Origin of the sequence: Saccharopolyspora mangrovi (assembly GCF_035320975.1) — a bacterium.
GTDB lineage: Bacteria > Actinomycetota > Actinomycetes > Mycobacteriales > Pseudonocardiaceae > Saccharopolyspora > Saccharopolyspora mangrovi.
In genome coordinates this window covers 135,634-153,421 of the sequence record NZ_JAWLNX010000016.1, presented here as the reverse complement: position 1 = coordinate 153,421, position 17,788 = coordinate 135,634, and the positions used below count along the sequence as shown (strand labels likewise).

Genomic DNA, 17,788 nt, shown 5'->3' with positions numbered 1-17,788 from the left:
TTGGGGGGCCCCCCGCCCCCCCCCCGCGGGGGGGGGGGGGCGGCGGGGGGGGGGGGGGGGGCCCCCCGGCCCCCCGGGCTCTGGTTTCATCCGGCATCCGCGGAACCCGTGAGGGAACTCGTCGACGAGGCACTCTCGGTGTCTCTGCCCAAGTGCCTGGAGAACATTCCTGAGCAGTCGTTTCTTCACTGGCAGGGGTCAACGTTCGCGGTGCGGTCCCGTCGCGGCGCAGGTCACGTCCTGCTCGATGTGCGCGCCGCGGCGGTGCCCGCGGGCCTGACGGTGCGCGAACTGGACATCTCCACTCTGCTCATCGGCGGTCTGACCAACGCCCAGATCGCGGAGGTGCTCGGTATCTCGACGAAGACCGCATCCCGCCACGTCGAGAACATCATGGCGAAACTGAGCGTTTCCACCCGCACTACCGCCGCCGTGAACTGCGCCAAACTTGGTCTGCGGAATTGGGATCAGGCGGGGTGAGCGTGGCGATTCGGTCAGGATTCCTTAGACCGTGTCTCGTTTGGATCTTGACCCGCTGTCCGGGGTGATCGTCCATGGTGGTTGATTGCCGATAGCCACCGGGATCTCGGCGGGCAACACGGCTGATGGTGACGCGATGATCCCGCCGGTCAACGCGATCCCGCCGGTCCGCTCCCTCCGCGGGCCGCGCCGCCGCAAGCCCGCGAAGCTGCATGGCGACAAGGCCTACAACAGCCGCGAACGTCGCAGATGGTTGAGGGGCAAGGGAATCCGACCCCGACTGGCGCGCAAGGACGTCGAGTCCAAGCAACGCCTCGGCCTTCCTCGCCCTGGCTGCCGCCCTCGTCTGCTTCAAACGACTCCAACACGCCAAGTGAGACACGCTCTTAGGACCACCCGAATAGCCGCTCCAGACGCCGACAAATTCAATGGCCACTGAATCAATCACGTAGACAGAAGATACAGCTTCGCGCTCTCGCCCAGCTCCGGGCCACTCACGCTGTGCCAAGTCGAATTGACTTCCGCGCCGGCGGCACCGACGACCCGCGGAAGATGGTCCAGACTCCCATCGGACGAAGACACCTGATCATCCTCGCTCCGTCCTGGCTTCCCCGGCACCGCAAGACCGGTGACACTCCTGCTCCAACCGGCAGAGCACGCTTGACTCTCGGAATCGGACGTTTCCGATGCGCAGTGCGGGGACTCGAGCTCACAGTCGACGACGAAACGAAATACCGCAGGTCGCGAATCGACCGGTAGCTGTTAGAAAAGCAGTGGGGAGAGGATTCGTGCGCCTTCTTGGGCTTTCTCGGTCTGCTCCAGCAGAGCGTCGATGCGGCTTGCCGGGCCTGCGATGCAGAGGGCTCCGGCGGTCATTCCGTCCGTGCCGCGCACGGGGATGGCGAGGCAGGCGCACCCGAGGTGGAGTTGGTTGACCTGCACCGCGAATCGTTGTCGGCGGATTCTGTGCAACTCGTTCTCGAGCAGGGCGAGATTGGTGACCGTCGTGGGCGTTAGGCGTTGCAGAGGAGTGGCCGGGAGGATGTCTTGCCATCGGTCCCGGTCGGCGAGGATGAGTTTGCCCGCGGCCGATGCGTGGAGGTAGCGAACGAGCTCTCGTTCGGCGTGGACGGGGTGATCGGGGTCTTCGTCGAGTACGCGAAGCGACACCTTGCGGTAGGAGATCAGGTGGACGGCGAAGCGAGTGGCGTTGCGCAGCTGGTCGAGTTCGCGCCGGGCGGCGGTGCTGACCTGCGGCTCGGCGGTTGAGGCGATGAGTTCGTCGAGTCGTGCTCCCAGGGCGAATCCGCGCAGGTCGGAGGTGCGGACGAGGTATTCCTGGGCGACGAGCGAGTTGAGCAGCCGGTACGCCGTCGCGGCCGGCATGTGCAGTGCTGCAGCGATCTCCTGCGCGGTGACTCCCATTCCTCGTGTCGCCACGACTTCCAGGATGTCCAGGGATCTCGAGACGGTGTTGGGCTTTCCCTCAGGGGGCGGGTAGCGGGGCGTCATCGGAACAGCCCCGTCTTGGACAGGTCATTCCATTCGGTCTCGTCATAGATGCCCACAGCCGCGAGGCGGTGCGGAGCGAAGCGTTTCAGCACGAACGTGTAGCAGACGGCTGCGCACATGATGATGCCGTAGGCGACCAGCGGTATCGCGTGGTCGCGAACGGCGACGTAGGAGACGCTGAGCAGCAGGATCAGCAGGGCGGACGTGGCCACACCGCTCGTGATCCACACGCCTCGAGTGGACTCCCCGATGCGCCGCAGCAGGACCGGCGCGGCGGCACATCCGGCCAGGTAGCTTCCGAGGTAACCGCACCCGCTGAGCGTGAGGAACGCGAGCAACCCCTGGTCCGGCGAGATGCCGGTCAGGAGGACGCCGAGGGGGCCGATCGTGATGAGCGCCATCGCGGTGACGACCGCGGGCGCAGGGGTCTGGAAGCGCAGATGGGTCCGGCCGAGCCGGGCCGGTGCGACACCTTCCCGGCCCATGCAGATCAGGACCCGCACGAGGGCGTTGACCGAGGCGAGGGTGCAGGCGAAGAACGAGGCCGCGATGCCGAGGTCGAGGACGGTCGACAGGGCGGTCGATCCGTTGTGGGCCAGCAGTTCGGCCAGCGGTGCGGCGCTGTCGCGCACCGCTGCGGGAGCGGAACTCATCGCGATGGCCTGGATCGGGACGGCGAACAGGTAGAGCACGGCCACCGCGACCGGGGTCCAGCGGAGGGTGCGCGGGATCGTCAGGAACGGGCGCTTCGCTTCCCTGCTCAGAGTGGTCGAGCTTTCAAATCCGACGAACGCGGCGACGGCCACGACGATGTTGAACTTGATGCCGTGCCACGAATTTCCCCACTCCATAGCGGCGGAGATCGCGTGCGGTGAGTGGTCGTTTCGCACCACCAGCAGCACGAGCACGGCGCCGACGAGGGCGATAGAGACGCATTCGATCAGCAAGGTGATCCACGCCGACACGGCGATCCCGCGAACCATCACGACCGTGGCCAGCGCCGCCGCGACGAGGACGATGCCGACGATCGCGGTGGTCGACGTGGTCGGCGCCAGTCCCGAGGCGACGGCGATGTGGGCGAGGTAGGTCCCCACCGCGAGCAGTCCCGCCATGCTCACCGCCGCGTAGCCGACCAACGCCGACCACCCGGTCGGGACTGCGACTTCGGGGCCGAGGCCCCGCGCGGTGAAGCTGTAGATCCCGCCGACCGCGGCCATGCGCTGCGCCATGGGGCGCAGGCAGGCCGAGACGAGCAAGATCACGGCGATCGCGCAGACGAATCCCACCAGCGCCGCTCCGCCTCCTGTCGTGCTCAGCATCAGGAGCGGAATCACCGAGGCGCACCCGGACGGTGCGACGGCGGCGATGGACTGCGCGAACACCGGGATGAACGGCATCTGCCGGCGAGGCAGGCCGTGCAGCGGAGATGTCTGGACCACGTAGTCCTGGCCCGGTGAAGAACGGTTCATGCCTGCACTCGTCCAATCGAACCGGCGTGGACGCTTCATAGCGACCGGCTGAAGTGCGTTGGCACGCCTCCATTTCGAGGCGTCGGGACGCATCAGCGTTGGCGCTACACCGTCCGACCTGCGTGTTTCTGACACATTTCGCGCATGTTACGTGCGTGTTAACACGGTTGGGAATATCTCCTGTCGAAGAGTCTCAGGGTTTTCTCGCTCAGCCGGTGTTGGCGGTCACACCCGGCTGATTACGTTGATTCCCGAGCAACTTCGCAGACCTTCGAGGTACTTCCGCCAGGCACCGACGCACACCGGTTCCCTGCGCCTAGGACGACCGCTCCGAACTCGCCATCGCCGCGTCGACGCCGCCTGGAGACGGCCGGCGGTTGCTCACCGGACGTCACCGAAGCCATTTCTCGAGGAGCAAATGCCATGACGCTGCAAGACATCTCCCCCGCCTCGGCCAATCCCTCGGCCCACCCCCTCGATCCGCTTTCCGCCGACGAGATCACCAGGGCTGCCGCAGTGCTGAGGGGCACGCAGGCACGAGCCGAGAGCTTCCGCTTCGTGCAGATCGCGCTGAAGGAACCGTCCAAGGAGTCGCTGCGCGGAGACATCTCGGCGGTGCGCCGCGAGGCCGAGGTCGTCCTGATCGACCGGGAGACCGGCCTGGCGTACGAGTCAACCGTGAACCTCGACCGCGAGACCGTGGAATCGTGGGTGCAGGTCCCTCGGGGCGCGCAGCCTCCGTTCATGCTGGACGAGTTCACCGAGGTCGAGGTCAACTGCAAGAAGGACCCGCGGGTGGTCGAAGCGCTGGCCGCTCGTGGCCTGACCGACCTCGACCTGGTCTGCATCGAACCGTGGTCGGCGGGCTACTACGGCGAGGACGACCAGGGCCGTCGCCTGATGCGGGCGCTCGTGTACACGCGGCTCGATCCGGACGACAGCCCTTACGCCCACCCCGCGGAAGGCCTGATCGTCGTCTACGACGCCAACAACGAACAGGTCGTCAAGGTCGAGGAGATTGCCGACTTCGGGGTCCCGAAGCAGACCGGCAACTACCTGCCCAAGCACGTCGGCGAGGCGCGCACCGACATCAAGCCGCTGGAGATCACCTCTCCGCAGGGGCGCTCGTTCCAGGTCGACGGCCAGCACGTCACCTGGGGCGACTGGTCGTTCCGCGTGGGCTTCACGGCCCGGGAGGGGCTGGTTCTGCACCAGCTGAAGTTCCGGGACGGCGACGAGGACCGGTCGGTGCTCCACCGCGCCTCGCTGGTCGAGATGGTGGTGCCCTACGCCGATCCGTCCCCGGTGCAGAGCAAGAAGAACGCCTTCGACGCCGGTGAGTACAACCTGGGCGCGCTGGCGAACTCCCTCGAGCTGGGATGCGACTGCCTCGGCGAGATCCACTACTTCGACGGTCTCGTCTGCGACAGCCACGGCAACCCGATGCGGATCAAGAACGCGGTGTGCATGCACGAAGAAGACGACTCGATCCTGTGGAAGCACTACGACTTCCGCCAGGACACCGCCGAGGTGCGCCGCTCCCGGAGACTCGTCATCTCCTACATCGCCACCGTGGCGAACTACGAGTACGGCTTCTACTGGTACCTCTACCTCGACGGCACCATCGAGTTCCAGATCAAGGCAACCGGCATCCTCTCGACCGCCGGCCAGCCCAAGGGATCCAAGTCGCTCTACGGCCAGACGCTGAACAACGACGGGCTGTACGGGCCTCACCACCAGCACATCTTCAACGTTCGTCTGGACTTCGACCTCGACGGCACCCACAACGCCGTCTACGAGGTCGACACCGAGATCCCCGAGGACAACCCCACGCGGAACGTCTTCTACCCCGTTGACCGGCTGCTGGCGACCGAGCAGGACGCCATCCGTCGTACCGATCCGGAACGCCACCGCTTCTGGAAGATCGTCAACCACCAACGGCACAACTTCGTGGGCGACCCGGTGGCCTATCGTCTGGTGCCCACCGACGCGATCACCCTCGACGCGCAGCCGGACGCGTGGGTGAGCCGGCGCGCGGCATTCGCGACGAACAACCTCTGGGTCACCGCCTACGACGAGAAGGAGCGGTTCCCCGCGGGTGAATACCCGAACCAGTCCCGCGGCGGCGACGGCCTGCCCGCGTGGACGCAGGCCGACCGCACGATCGTGGACCGGGACATCGTGGTCTGGCACACCTTCGGCATGCACCACATCGTCCGCTTGGAGGACTGGCCGATCATGCCGCGCCAGCACACCGGGTTCCTGCTGCAGCCGTTCGGTTTCTTCGACCAGAACCCGACTCTCGACGTGCCGCGGCCGGAAGCCCGTGACGCCGACTCCCATTGCGGATGTGAGGACTCGCAATGACCCAGGAGAGAACCGGGAGACCGCAAAGAAGCACCCCTGCCGGGGCTGAGCCCGCCGGCCACACCGCGGGGGTCGACTACGAGGACGTCGGTGACGACTACCTGAACCGGCGGCAGCTACGACGAGGGACCGCCGGGCCGGTGCTGCTGGTCGCGCTCGGCGTCGGCTACGTCATCGCGGGCGACTACGCGGGGTGGAACTACGGCATCGGTGAAGCCGGCTGGGGCGGGATGATGGTCGCAGTCGCCCTGATGGCGCTCATGTACACCACGATGTGCTCCTCGATGGCCGAGATGGCCACCATCATTCCGACCGCCGGAGGTGGTTACGGATTCGCCAGGCGAGCGTTGGGCCCCTGGGGAGGCTTCCTCACCGGCACGGCCGTGCTGCTGGAGTTCGTGCTCGCCCCGGCGGCGGTGGCGACCTTCATCAGCGCCTACGTGGAAAGCCTCATCGGTTTCAGCGGACCGCTCGTCTACGTGGTGTGCTACGCCGCGTTCCTCGGGCTCCACCTGTACGGAGTGTCGCAAGTCCTCAAGCTGGTCATGGGATTCGCCGTCGTCGCGGTGACCGGCATCGTGATCTTCTCGGTCGTGATGATCCCGCACTTCGATCCCGGCAAGCTGCTGGACATCGCACCGACCGATGCCGTGGGTGCCAGCGCCTTCCTGCCCTTCGGCGTCGTGGGGATCTGGGCCGCCCTGCCGTACGCGATCTGGCTGTTCCTGGCCGTGGAAGGCGTTCCGCTGGCCTCCGAGGAAGCCCGGGAACCGGCCCGGGACGTCCCGCGGGGCATGAACGGCGGCGTGCTGGTCCTGACGGTCCTGGCCCTGCTGCTCATGCTGTTGGCGCCCGGAGGCGCCGGCGCGGGTGCCGTGGGCGAGTGGGACAACCCGCTGATCAGTGCGATGGAGGCGACCGGTGGCACGACGTGGGTCAGCCAACTGGTGAACGTGCTGGGGCTGGTGGGTCTCATCTCCAGTTTCTTCACCATCACCTACGCCTACTCGCGGCAGACGTTCGCGCTGTCACGAGCCGGGTACCTGCCCCGCGTCCTGTCGCTGACGAACGGACGCAAGTCACCGTTCCTGGCCCTGCTCATTCCCGGGGCCATCGGATTCGGGCTGTCGTTCACCGGAGCCGGAGATCTGCTGATCCTGATCGCGGTGTTCGGAGCGACCGTGTCCTACGTGCTGATGATGATCTCGCACATCGTGCTGCGGATTCGTGAGCCGAACCTGCACAGGCCCTACCGGGCCCCCGGCGGTGTGTTCACGTCGGGAGTCGCGCTGGTGCTGGCCGCAGCAGCCATGATCGCGTGTTTCGTCGTCGATCCCACGGTCGGGCTCTACGCGGCGGGTGCGTACGCGGTGATGATCGCGTACTTCGCCTTCTACAGCAGGCATCATCTCGTGGCTCGGGCGCCTGAAGAGGAGTTCGCCGCACTCGCCCAGGCAGAGCACGAGCTCGACGCTCGCTGAGCACCGCGAAACCGATGAGGAAGGGCTGTTCGGGGCTCAGTCCGGACGTACTGAGCCCCCTGCCCTTCCGGTTCTGGCCCTCCGCTTCCGGACCTCCGTCCCGTGTGGAGCAATCATGTATCCCATCAGCTCGACTCGTCCCGGAATGAACTCGGCGACTCACTTGCTTCAGCAACCACTCGTGGGCAAGCTGGCCGCAGTGCTCGCCATCAACTGCGTCACCGCGCACGTTCCCCTCGTGGCAGGGCACGTGGGCACACATCCGGCCAGCAGCCTGGTGATGGCCGCGCTCTCCGCCGCCTGCCTTCCTTGCGCGGTGCACCTGTGGCGCGGGCCGCGCCTCCGCACCTGGATCACCGCGGGCGCGCTCGCCGCGTCCATGCTGGCCGTGCACCTGATCGCCATGATCCCCGTGGCCGGCGACCACGCGCCCGGATACCACGGGCACGGAAACGACGGGCACGGTGACCACGGCAGCGGGATGCTGTTCGGTGATCTCGCCTCGCCGCTGATGCTCGTCGCCACAATCCTCGCTGTCGTCCAGGTCGCCCTCGCGTGCGCGGTGATCGCCGCGATTCGGGCAGGCCGTGTCACCGCAGGAACAGGGAACTCCTGACCCCTGCCGGACATGCCCGCGCTCGAGCGATCTCCCGCCGCAGAGCATGGCCACACCAGCTGACCATCCGCACCGACAACCACTCCAGCACATCCCATGGAGCCACCGTGGAATCGAATCGTCGCGTCATCGCCATCAAAGGAAATCGGCGCATCTTGTTGGCCGTCTCGGAAGTAGTAGTCGCGGAATCAGCCGGAAATACCGTGTGGCTGAGGACTGATCTTGGGCGTTTCCGATGCGCAGTGCGGGGACTCGGAAACATCGCCGGCCAGTTTTCGGAGTGCGGCTTCATGCGGGTGCACAGGAGCTACCTCGTCAACTTGAGCCGGGTCAGGGAAGTGGAGCGCAGGGACAGCGGTGAACTCGAGCTCACGGTCGACGACAACGGAACGACAATTCCGGTGTCGCGCTCCCGAGCGAAGGTGGTCGCAGCAGCACTCGGCGTAGGAGAGATCTTGCCACCGCGCACTCTGGCGACGTAGCGCAACGCCCTTCCCACACGCCTCCGACGCGGTGTCGCTCGATGCAGTCGGGTGCCCACGGAGCAACGGTTTCCGGATCTTCGGCCTTGGGGGTGCCGGCCACCCGTCGGCACTGGTCCTGGGGACGAACTCTCGCAGGCGGTCGACCATGCCTGCCCGGTGGCGAGGGTCTTATCTGCCGGCGGCGTGTCCGGTGCCGCAGGGTGCGGACGCGTCGGTGCCCGCTCCTTCGCCTGGACGATCTTTGCCCCGAGACCCTGGAGCTCGCCCTCGGGGCGCAACTGGTGCGCCCCGAGGTACCCACTAGTACGACACCGCCCCCGGCCACGTCCGGACACTTCCAAAGACCCCATCTCAGTCACAGCGCACCTCACATCCAGACCTGCTGACCAATCAGCCCTGGAACGCCGGCACACCACCCCCATGACGACACCCACCACACAGCCACCCGAATAGCCGCACTCTCGCTCCACCGCCAACCCCGCACCGGGCCCGCCGCGCGACCGGACGACAACGCTGGCCGCAACACGCCGACAAACCCACGCCAGACGCACCCCGCACACGCCGACACATACTCAACGCGAAAACAGCTGTGCTAACTTGACGAACATGGAGATGAATCCCACGAACGGGGATTCCTCCCACTGGCAGCATCCAGTCCGGGCCGAGGTAGACGATCACCAACCCGTTCGCGCGAACATGATCGACCAGATCCTCGTCGCCGCCGGTGACCTCCGGCAGGCGCGAACGCAGGCCCGCGAGTAGGTGTTCCTCCCTGACAAAGACACTCTTCAGACCCGGCGCCTCAGCCCGGGCGCTGGTGCGGCCGTGACGGTAGCGGTAACCGGGGCGGTTATGCGCCCGATGTGAACCCCGACCACCCGCCCCGCACACCACCAACCTCGCCAGCAGATACGTCCGCGCCCCGCCGTCCCCGGATCTCCTCGCCGTCCGGATACCCTGCACCGACCGAAACGTCGCCTCATCCACCAACGCAGCATGCGCAGGCGCGTTCGACACCACCCACGCCCCTGAGTCCGTACGGCGCCCCGTCCCACCGGCACGACGCGCCGTCCCAGGACAATGGGTTGTGCCGGTGCGGTTCCACACCTGCCTGCCCGTGTACCGCGGCTTCTCCAGAATCCGTAGTTGATCACTCCCGCCAGGAGTAGTCCTCCGCTAGATCACACCAAGACTCCGCGACGCACTTGGTCGAACACGGCGTGATTTGCGCAGTAGAGGGAAGACACGCCGCCTGTCACATCGCGGGTGCCCTGGCGACTACGACTACCCGCCGATGGCATGCGGGAGAACTCGTACCCCGCAGTTAATGACCACCTCTAGCTGGAAGACAGCAGCTGAAGCGGTTTGGCTAGTGCACAACCCTCTCGAACCTCTTCTAACCTGAAGGTCTTCTGGCGCTATCTTCGCTGGCAACAGTTCCACGCATGCCCAGCAGTGCGTCCACGCAGAGGAATGCGAGCAGCGAGATCCCCAACAGGGGCACCGCACAGCCAACACCGATAGTCACCAACACACCGCCGAGCAGCAGAGGAATCGGCAGTCTGCGCCAGGCGCCACGCGACGGTGGGTGGCCGAACCCGCGGGTGGGGCGGCGTAGCCACCACATCCGGTAGCCCCAGATGATCACGCAAATGGCCGCGATCATCAGCGCCGCGAGCACGACCTGGTTCGGCCAGCCGAACAACAGGCCCATGTGCGCGTCGACGCCCCATCGGGACAGCTTGGCCATCAGCGGATAGTCAGCGAATCGGACGCTGTCGGTGATCTGCCCCGTCACGGGGTGAATCGCCACGGAATCTTGCTGGGTGGGCCAACTGCGCCCCGTCTCTTGCACGGTGTAGGCGGCACCAATGTGCTCCGGCGGGGTGATCTCCACCTGCCCGGTCAACCCGTGGTGGGTGGCGACCTGCCGAACCTGGTCGTATCCGATGTCGATTCGCCTGTCCGACTGCTCGCACGAGACGCGCATCGGAAGCCCCTTGGCAACCGCTGGCGTCTCCCAGGACAGCGTCTCGCGCACCTTTCCGATGTTGCCCCCGGTGAAGGTCGACCAGGTCAAACCGGTCGCCGAGAGAAACAGCAAGCCGACCCCGATCCCGGCACCGGTCACGCCGTGCCAGGACAGCACACGCGTCCGTCCAGGCGGCCGCATCCGAAGTTTGCGTGTCACGCGTCGCCGACCGAACCACAGGGCGACGCCGCCGAGCACCACCACCCACAACCAGCTCGCCGCCAGCTCGCTGTAGACCCGCCCGAGATCGCCGAGGTGCAGGCCACGGTGCAGTTCCGATGCCCACGCGCGCAGGGGTAGGGCCTGGTTGCTGCCGTAGGTGTCCAGCACACCGCGGATCTCGGCGTCGTGCGGATCCACGAACACCGTGCGGAAATAGCTCTCCGGCAATTCCAAAGCCGTGAAGATCACCTGCGTGGTGTCGGTGGACGTCGCGGCCGGACGCACCGCCTTGAGTTCGGCCTCGGGTAGTGCGTTTCGCGCGACGTTGACCTGCGTCGACAGCGGCACCTGATCCTCGGTGGCGGGCACGTGCAGCTGTTGTCCGTAAATCGCCTCCTCCAGCTGCGGGGTGAGCACGTACAGCAGGCCGGTGATCGCGGCGATCAGGATGAAGGGCGCGACGAGCACACCAGCGAAGAAGTGCAGGCGCAGCACCAGCGGTCGCAGCGCAGCCCACCAGGTGTAGCGATCCTCAGGCCCAGCCTTGTCGATTACCTCAGTCGTTCTTGGTTCACCTGCGACCACGGCGTGGGCCTTCCTGTTTCAACGAGCGCTTCAGAACGAGTGAAGGGAGCTACTTCACCTAGGACCGGCTCAGCCCTGGAACGCTCCGGCGATGCGCAACTCCGGCGCCGGTGGCACCGGGAAGAACGGGCTCACCCGATGCTGATTCGCATCCAGCCAGTCGCGCAGCGACTGGGCCTGCTCCATCTCGAACGAGTCGATGACGACGAACAAGCGCCGTCCTGACTGGTCGGCCAGTCTTGTCAGGAACTCAGCGACGTGCTGTCCAGAACAGGGATCGCTGAACACCGCGAACAACATCGACCGCCGACTGGAAAACGCCGACAGGACACCGACCTTCCGAGAGTTGGTCCACGTAAGCCAATACATCGCGGCGTCCTGCACCTGGGCGGATCTTGCCAGCACCGGTTGGTCGCAAAGCCGCCACCGCACCACCGCCCGCGGATCGCGAGCGGTGGCGTGCGGCAACAGCTCGGACTGGGCCAGGCCCCATCGTCGGAGATAGCTGCTGACCGTGTTCAGCGTGAGCCGCACTCCGTGCACTCGCTCGACCAAATCGCCGACCGCCTGTCGGGTCCAGAGTGGATGCGAGTAACCGGCCGCGTCAGGAAAGCAGTCAGTCATGTGCTCGGTGATCTGCGTCTGCACCTCCGCGTTCAACACTCGGTGCATCCCAGCTCGACGACCACGTCGCCTCGGCCGGAACGACTCCTCGCCGTGGTCCTGGAATGCGCGCACCCAACGATTGACGGTGGGCCGGGCCACTCCGAACACCCGTGACACCTCGACCTGCGTGGCGCCTGAGTCGACGGCTGCCACGACCCGGCGGCGCAGATCCTCCAGCGCCTCAGCGGAAATCTTGCGGGCGTCCTTCGCGTTCATTTCCGTCTCCACAGGTATGGGAAATGAAAACCCCTATGCACGAGCGCTTCTCAGGAAACCTTAACAGTATCTTGGATCAGTTCTCATGTACTCGGTGTTACCTCGTGATTCCAGCCGACGACAGCGGGATCGGAACGCACCCTAGGCCGCGACGTGTTTCATCGGCGTCGATCGCCGGTAAAAAACCATGTTCGTGTCTTCTCGCCCGATTGCGGAGAAGCAGGAGAAACCATTCGGAGCGCAGGACTGAATCGCGAAATTCCTTACACCGAGACGCTGGCCGGATGCGCGACACCAGCGGCCGTCAGCAGCACGTTTCGCTACGGCAGCGGTGCTGCTGGGTGTAGCGAATTTGCTCGGCGGAGCGCCGATCGTTCGCCGAACTTCCGCGAACAGTGCTCGCACGCTGGTTCGCGGCGGCTCGGCATCAATGAGCGGGTTTAGCACGGGCGTCACACTTCGGACACCGGCGGAGGATGACGCGGTTGTTTAAATGGGTGCGAACAGGACCTATTTTCCGGGGCCATCGAGCCCGGCAGGAGGATCAGTCGATGACAGGCACCGGAGGCCGTTTCACCGCCGACGACATCGCGCATTGGGACCACACCGTGGTCCCGGAGCAGCCCACACCCGGCGAGGAGGCCGACCTGTCCGAACTCATCGAGCTGCTGTCCACCGATCTGGATGACGCGATCGACGCGACGCTCGACCAGCGCTCGGCCGAGCCGGCGCGCCGGTTCGCCAGACGAGTCGCGGAGACCGACCTTCTCATGGCCCTCGAGGAGCCAGAATCGGACGAAGTCGCGGAAACCCTCGGAAGCACGGTGTTGTTCGTGTTGGTGGTCAGCCGGCTGACCCGAGCACTGCACGCCTCGCCAGAGGAAGGCCTGGCCGGCGCGGCAGTGGCCTCGCTGCGCGAGCACATCGGAACCGAGTGCGCCGAACTGGCCCACGAGGCGATCAGCCTGCTGGACGGTCCAGAACCTCGGGAGCGTGGGATCGAGCTTGGAGATGAGGTGCTGTTGTCCCTCATCCTGCTCGCCGCCGGGTTCGCGCTGCGCGACTGCCAGAACAGCCCTGAACTCCTCCGTTCTCACGAGCCGTGCTGGCACGACGAGGACAGCACCGTGAGCTGACGTCCAAAGACTCGGCCGCCAGGGCCACCGGCCCCCGGGCAGAGCATTCCGGGCAAATGAACACCGAACGTCACAAACCCGTCACTCGGCAAATACGCATCTGACATTCCCCTTCTCCAGAGTGCTCCTCGTGCGGTTGACGAAGTTCACGGATCTGTCCCTGCGAATCGTCCTGCGGCTCGCTCAAGGAGATGACAACAGGCGCATCACCGCCAGAGAAGTGGCCGTGGCAGTGGGTGCGCCGCATACCCATGTCGCGAAGGCCGTCAGCAAGCTGCAACACCTGGAGGTCGTGGACGCGCGACGCGGACGTGGCGGTGGCCTCACGCTCACTCCGCTGGGCAGGCAAGCGTCGGTGGGCTGGATCGTCCGTGAGCTCGAGGGCTCCGGCGACGTGGTCGGATGCGTTGACGACCCGCCGTGCCCGCTCCTGCGGGGTTGCGCACTGCGTGCGGCGCTGCGGGTGGCGCAGGAGGCGTTCTACGCATCGCTGGATCCGCTCACGGTTCGAGACCTGGTGACAGGACGCGAGACATGGCTTGGACAACTTCAAGAACGCTCGTACTCCGACGCAGGCTAAGCCGGCTCTGTGCGCACTCGAGGAATTCACAACGGAGGTCGGGGATGACACCAGGCACAACAGCTTCCGAGCAGACCATGAAGCCCTCTAAGTCGGTGCTCGCCGCCTTTCCGGCCGTGCCTCGCCGTGCCGCGGAGCCTACGGATCTGAGTGGCCTCGCTGCGCTCGCATCCACCACGATCCGCAAGTGGATGCAAACCTACCGAGGCAGCACCGAGGCCCGTTGACCGGGCTCCGACCACGGGCACGGGGACGTCGCCTGCGGCTGATCAAGCGACGCACCCGTCCTCGGTCAATCCCGAACCGATTGCTGACCTACACCGTTCGCGGATTGCCGGATTCCCGAGAGTGCTTCCCGCAACTCCGCGGCCTCCGGCGGCCAGGCCCTGATGAAGAGAGCCACCGCCCGCCCCAGCTGCATGCGCAGTCGCTGTCGGAAATCAGTCAGTTGCGATCGGTTGAACGGCTGGGTGCTCAGCTCGAAGAAGAGCAGTCCGCGACCAGTCACGGCCAGCAGCACATGGATGGGACCGAAGTCCGCCATCGGCTGCGTGCACACCCAGGCGGCTGCCATTCGCTGCACCCCGGCTGAAGGTTCGGGCAGTTCGCCCGGCTTGAACGTCGGAAGCGACTTGGTGGTCAGTCCCCAGCGCACGAGGTATTGGTCAATGGTAGCCGGGCTGAGGCTGGTGCCGAATTCGTCGCGGATCAGCTCCGCGACCGCCCGTCGTGTCCACAGCAGGTACGGCAAACCGGCGCGCTCCGGAGAGCCGGCTGAGATCGCCTGCAACACCCACCCCTGCTGCGACGGGAGCAACGCCATCCGCGACCCGGCGCGCCTGCCCTTCTTCCGGACGACGAACGCCCGCTCGCCGTTCGAGCGGTACTCGCGTACCCATTTGCCGACGGACTTGCGGGAAATCCCGTAGTTCTCGGCGACGTAGGTCATCGACAGGCCGGATTCGACCTCGGCGACGACCTGCCGTCGCAACTTCTGCAACGCGTCCGCGGACAGGCTTCGGGCGCCGCCGTGCAACGATTTCTCGCGTTCCACTCGTAGCTCCCTCCTTGGAATTCGTCGCTGTGTCGGCGCGCTCTCGCGCCCCCGCCCGGCGATGCCGCACACGCGACCTACCCTCGGCAGCCGCACTGCGCCGACCGCTGCCGCGGAAGCGGACCGGTCGGCGCAGTGGCCTCAGCCGACGGTCTGGCCGATCCACTCCCGGTAGGCGGTGGCATCGGTGTAGATCGACGGGGCGGTGCCGCAGACGGGGACCACGCTGCCAAGTCGGCTCGTGACCCCGGTCAAGCGCCAGTCGCCCGGGGAACCTTCCAGCTGCGGGCCGCCCGAATCACCGAAGCAGGCGTTGTCGAGCAGGAGTTCCTGGCTGCCGGTGCAGATCTCAGTCGGGCCGTCGACGCCGCCCAGCGCGCATCCCGCATCGGCCGCGACTTGCGTTCCGATCTGCTGCAACTGCTCTGGCGGCTGCCCGCACCCCCGCAACGGGCAGGTCAGACCCCAGCCGATGATCCTGGATGGGGTACCGGTGACACCCGAGCTGTCGGCGATCCGGACCGGTGTCTGCGAGGTCGCTCGATCCAGCCTGAGTAACGCAATGTCGCCGTTCGGGCCCTTAGTGGCGTAGTCCGGGTGTACGACGATCTGGGACACACCACGCTCGGTCCCGCCCCGGGTGTGGTCCGGGCTTCCGATGCGGAGTCCGAGATCGGCCGGGCTCGCCTCCTGCACGCAATGTGCGGCGGTGAGCACCCACTGGTCGGCGATGAGCGAGCCGCCGCAGCTGTGTTGGCCCTCCCGCTGCAGCGATGCCATCCAAGGATACTGCTCCGTGGCGCTGTGGCCGCCCGTGACCAGCGTTCCCGGACTGTTGTTGATCAGCTCTCCGGAGGCACCCGCTACCGCCGATGTGACACCGTGGCCCAGCAGCGCGGCCGTTAAGACGGCCAGCAGTGCGGAGGTTTTTCTCATGGGACTCCTTTCCCGCCGCGTGCTCCAGGAAGCGGGCGCGTGGTCGTGCATCGCCGTGCGCCGGAGGAGCAAGCGGTTGACTGGGGACGTTTGGTACCGAGTTGCATGCCGCGGCAGCCGGCCTGTCCGCGTTGTTCGTGCCGGGATACGCGTGTTGGCCTCAGGCCGCGTGGACGTTGCCTTGCTCGTCGATGTGGACGTTCACGGTTGCCAGCGGTGTTTTCGCAGGTCCTGCGACGGGAACTCCGCTGGCAGGGTCGAACTCGGCACCGTGGCACGGGCACTGGAGTTTCGTCTCACCGGCGTTGACGGTGCAGCCCTTGTGCGTGCAGGTCGAGTCGAAGGCCTTGACGGTGCCGGGTTCCGGCTGCGACACCAGCACCGGTTTGCCGTCGGGTCCCGGAACGGACACCACGCCACCGACCGGAACCTGCGACACGGTGGTGAGCGTGAACATCTGCCCGGGTTGTACCGGCTGTTCAGGGGCGGCCGCAGGTTCGGCGTTGTCGGCGCAGGACGTCAGTGCCCACGCTCCCGCCACCGTCCCGGTTCCTGCGATCAGCGTGCGTCGGTTTACGGGAATTCCTGTTTCGTGCTCCATGGTGTGCACCTTCCTCATCGGACCACTTCATTCCTTGCGAACTGGACTGCCGCGGCGTCGGTCCACACCGACCGCGCCCCCGAATCACCGATCCGGACCACCTGCACCGTCGACCCGACGCTGAACACAACCGCGCCGACGATCAGTGCGGCGGATACGAGCCGCCTCGGCAGTCCTGCGATTCCGTTTCCGCCTCGCGCGCGAAGCCCCAACATGTGGACGGCCACCGAACAGACGGCCAGCCCGGCGACCCAGGGCAGCAACCACTCAGCGAGTTCGGCATGCGTTGCGGTCTGCGCGGAGACCTGAGCTTCCTCCATCAGCGATTCGCCGGAGCTCTCAGCGATCGGCACGCTGATCACCGCTGATAACGCCAGGGCCGGCGTGATCCGGCCCAATCTCTCACGGGCCGCCGGCCAGATCGCTGAAACGAGCACGGTGAACGCGGCCACAGGTACGAGCACGACGACGAGGTGAACCACGAGCGGGTGCAGCGGAAGCCCATCGATCTCCGTGGGGAGCCAGCTTGTAATCATGCCGTCCTCATCTCTCTCGACATGCCACATTGGACTGAGCGTTCACCACGGCGGGCGCGGTGTCTCCGGCGCCGGCATGGAGGGCCCGGGGTGCGCGAGCTCGTGCACCCCGTCGGTGATGTCGTCGATCACCGTCCCCACCGGGCACAATGCGTGTGCCTTGTCGAGAACTGGGCCGCACTCGGGCGGTGGGCCGGGAGGTGGCGCCGTTGGCGGGGCTGGCTCGGTCGGTGGTGCCGGCGGGACGGGTGCGGGGGCAGGGGCCGACGCAGCGGGCTCGGTAGCACCCGGGCTGCTGTCGAATCCGGCGGACTCGGCCACCAAGGCGGTTCTTCCGCCGTCGCGCACTGGATGAACGCCGGTCTCGTACCTCCGGATCCATCGGATCACGATGTCCACGTAGGTGTCCGAATGGTTGTAGCGCAGCAGTGCCCCGCGCAGGCCATCCATCGTGGACATGTCGGTGCCGTTCGCGCACAGGTACCGCCCGGCTGACAGCGTCGCGTCGAAGACGTTCTGAGCGTCCGCGCGTCCGTCAGCCGATCCGTCGAGACCCCACCTAGCCCAGGTGGATGCGATGAACTGCATCGGTCCCGCCGCGCGGTCCCACCCGTCGCCGTTGCGGATGGCGGCGTTTCCGCTGGTCCCGTTGAGCGGGGGTCCGTAGATGGGTGTGCGCATCGTTCCGTCGAGCGTCACGTCTCCGTTTCGCGCGTGGTGTGACTCGACTCGCCCGATCCCGGCCAGGACCGGCCACGTGAGCCGGCAGCTCGAATCGGTGACAGCGTGGACGGCGGCAGCACGTTCGTACGCGCTCAGCACGGTCGCTGGAATCCCCAATGCTCCTTCAGGCACCGGTACGGGCGAGGAGGGT

17 protein-coding genes and 1 pseudogene are annotated in these 17,788 nt (G+C 66.4%); 8 read left to right on the top strand and 10 right to left on the bottom strand.

What is annotated here, in order from left to right; translation table 11 throughout:
• The first annotated feature begins 108 nt into the window (after positions 1-108).
• Together R4I43_RS22200 and R4I43_RS22195 are read left to right on the top strand one after the other, a co-directional pair.
• The gene (locus tag R4I43_RS22200; protein WP_324267607.1) at positions 109-480 is read left to right on the top strand and encodes a response regulator transcription factor; all 372 of its coding nucleotides are present in this window, start codon (positions 109-111) and stop codon (positions 478-480) included.
• A gap of 85 nt (positions 481-565) precedes the next feature.
• Positions 566-857 (top strand): annotated as a pseudogene (locus R4I43_RS22195) (IS5/IS1182 family transposase); the annotation flags it as partial.
• A gap of 385 nt (positions 858-1,242) precedes the next feature.
• On the opposite strand, the gene R4I43_RS22190 reads toward R4I43_RS22195, so the two are convergent.
• Entirely contained in the window at positions 1,243-1,992 is a 750-nt protein-coding gene (locus R4I43_RS22190) for an IclR family transcriptional regulator (protein WP_324267606.1), read from the bottom strand.
• A complete protein-coding gene (locus tag R4I43_RS22185) occupies positions 1,989-3,461 on the bottom strand; it encodes an APC family permease (RefSeq protein WP_324267605.1) in 1,473 nt (490 codons plus the stop codon). The genes R4I43_RS22190 and R4I43_RS22185 overlap by 4 nt, the downstream gene beginning before the upstream one ends.
• A gap of 423 nt (positions 3,462-3,884) precedes the next feature.
• On the opposite strand from R4I43_RS22185, the gene R4I43_RS22180 reads away from it, so the two are divergent.
• The 4 genes from R4I43_RS22180 to R4I43_RS22165 all read left to right on the top strand — a co-directional run bounded on the left by R4I43_RS22180 (position 3,885) and on the right by R4I43_RS22165 (position 8,407).
• Complete coding sequence (locus R4I43_RS22180; RefSeq protein WP_324267604.1) at positions 3,885-5,828, top strand: primary-amine oxidase; 1,944 nt, start codon at positions 3,885-3,887, stop codon at positions 5,826-5,828.
• Complete coding sequence (gene eat / locus R4I43_RS22175) at positions 5,825-7,309, top strand: ethanolamine permease (RefSeq protein ID WP_324267603.1); 1,485 nt, start codon at positions 5,825-5,827, stop codon at positions 7,307-7,309. Before R4I43_RS22180 ends, eat begins: the two co-directional genes overlap by 4 nt.
• A 181-nt stretch (positions 7,310-7,490) precedes the next feature.
• On the top strand, positions 7,491-7,925 hold the full coding sequence (locus R4I43_RS22170; protein WP_324267602.1) for a hypothetical protein: 435 nt from the start codon (positions 7,491-7,493) through the stop codon (positions 7,923-7,925).
• A 107-nt stretch (positions 7,926-8,032) separates the two neighbouring features.
• Positions 8,033-8,407 carry a LytR/AlgR family response regulator transcription factor gene (locus R4I43_RS22165; RefSeq protein ID WP_324267601.1) on the top strand — a complete coding sequence of 125 codons (375 nt, stop codon included), beginning with the start codon at positions 8,033-8,035 and terminating at the stop codon, positions 8,405-8,407.
• 393 nt (positions 8,408-8,800) lie between these two features.
• Here R4I43_RS22165 and R4I43_RS34380 read toward each other — a convergent pair whose 3' ends face one another.
• The 3 genes from R4I43_RS34380 to R4I43_RS22155 form a co-directional block, all read right to left on the bottom strand.
• Positions 8,801-9,547: a hypothetical protein gene (locus R4I43_RS34380; RefSeq protein WP_407691292.1), complete on the bottom strand. Its 747-nt coding sequence runs from the start codon at positions 9,545-9,547 to the stop codon at positions 8,801-8,803.
• A 259-nt stretch (positions 9,548-9,806) separates the two neighbouring features.
• Complete coding sequence (locus R4I43_RS22160) at positions 9,807-11,099, bottom strand: PepSY-associated TM helix domain-containing protein (RefSeq protein WP_324267600.1); 1,293 nt, start codon at positions 11,097-11,099, stop codon at positions 9,807-9,809.
• 159 nt (positions 11,100-11,258) lie between these two features.
• On the bottom strand, positions 11,259-12,071 hold the full coding sequence (locus R4I43_RS22155) for a helix-turn-helix domain-containing protein (protein WP_324267599.1): 813 nt from the start codon (positions 12,069-12,071) through the stop codon (positions 11,259-11,261).
• 476 nt (positions 12,072-12,547) lie between these two features.
• On the opposite strand from R4I43_RS22155, the gene R4I43_RS22150 reads away from it, so the two are divergent.
• Both R4I43_RS22150 and R4I43_RS22145 read left to right on the top strand, forming a co-directional pair.
• Entirely contained in the window at positions 12,548-13,207 is a 660-nt protein-coding gene (locus tag R4I43_RS22150; protein ID WP_324267598.1) for a hypothetical protein, read from the top strand.
• Between the two features lie 130 nt (positions 13,208-13,337).
• On the top strand, positions 13,338-13,787 hold the full coding sequence (locus R4I43_RS22145) for an RrF2 family transcriptional regulator (protein WP_324267597.1): 450 nt from the start codon (positions 13,338-13,340) through the stop codon (positions 13,785-13,787).
• A 292-nt stretch (positions 13,788-14,079) separates the two neighbouring features.
• Here the strand turns inward: R4I43_RS22145 and R4I43_RS22140 are convergent, their stop codons facing one another.
• From R4I43_RS22140 to R4I43_RS22120, 5 genes are all read right to left on the bottom strand, one after another.
• Positions 14,080-14,841 (bottom strand): helix-turn-helix domain-containing protein, encoded by a 762-nt coding sequence (locus R4I43_RS22140; protein WP_324267596.1) that lies wholly within the window; start codon positions 14,839-14,841, stop codon positions 14,080-14,082.
• Positions 14,842-14,982: 141 nt separating this feature from the next.
• Complete coding sequence (locus R4I43_RS22135) at positions 14,983-15,777, bottom strand: S1 family peptidase (RefSeq protein ID WP_324267595.1); 795 nt, start codon at positions 15,775-15,777, stop codon at positions 14,983-14,985.
• 160 nt (positions 15,778-15,937) lie between these two features.
• Positions 15,938-16,378, bottom strand: coding sequence for a Rieske (2Fe-2S) protein (locus R4I43_RS22130; protein WP_324267594.1), 441 nt, complete (start codon positions 16,376-16,378; stop codon positions 15,938-15,940).
• Positions 16,379-16,392: 14 nt separating this feature from the next.
• Positions 16,393-16,944: a DUF2231 domain-containing protein gene (locus R4I43_RS22125; RefSeq protein WP_324267593.1), complete on the bottom strand. Its 552-nt coding sequence runs from the start codon at positions 16,942-16,944 to the stop codon at positions 16,393-16,395.
• A 12-nt stretch (positions 16,945-16,956) separates the two neighbouring features.
• Positions 16,957-17,613, bottom strand: coding sequence for a lytic transglycosylase domain-containing protein (locus R4I43_RS22120; RefSeq protein WP_324267592.1), 657 nt, complete (start codon positions 17,611-17,613; stop codon positions 16,957-16,959).
• Positions 17,614-17,788: the final 175 nt, after the last annotated feature.

Coding starts and splice junctions, on each gene's coding strand:
- R4I43_RS22190 (WP_324267606.1), bottom strand. CDS start 1,992: ATGACGCCCCGCTACCCGCCCCCTGAGGGAAAGCCCAACACCGTCTCG.
- R4I43_RS22185 (WP_324267605.1), bottom strand. CDS start 3,461: ATGAACCGTTCTTCACCGGGCCAGGACTACGTGGTCCAGACATCTCCG.
- R4I43_RS22180 (WP_324267604.1), top strand. CDS start 3,885: ATGACGCTGCAAGACATCTCCCCCGCCTCGGCCAATCCCTCGGCCCAC.
- eat (WP_324267603.1), top strand. CDS start 5,825: ATGACCCAGGAGAGAACCGGGAGACCGCAAAGAAGCACCCCTGCCGGG.
- R4I43_RS22155 (WP_324267599.1), bottom strand. CDS start 12,071: ATGAACGCGAAGGACGCCCGCAAGATTTCCGCTGAGGCGCTGGAGGAT.
- R4I43_RS22150 (WP_324267598.1), top strand. CDS start 12,548: ATGACGCGGTTGTTTAAATGGGTGCGAACAGGACCTATTTTCCGGGGC.
- R4I43_RS22135 (WP_324267595.1), bottom strand. CDS start 15,777: ATGAGAAAAACCTCCGCACTGCTGGCCGTCTTAACGGCCGCGCTGCTG.
- R4I43_RS22130 (WP_324267594.1), bottom strand. CDS start 16,378: ATGGAGCACGAAACAGGAATTCCCGTAAACCGACGCACGCTGATCGCA.
- R4I43_RS22125 (WP_324267593.1), bottom strand. CDS start 16,944: ATGTGGCATGTCGAGAGAGATGAGGACGGCATGATTACAAGCTGGCTC.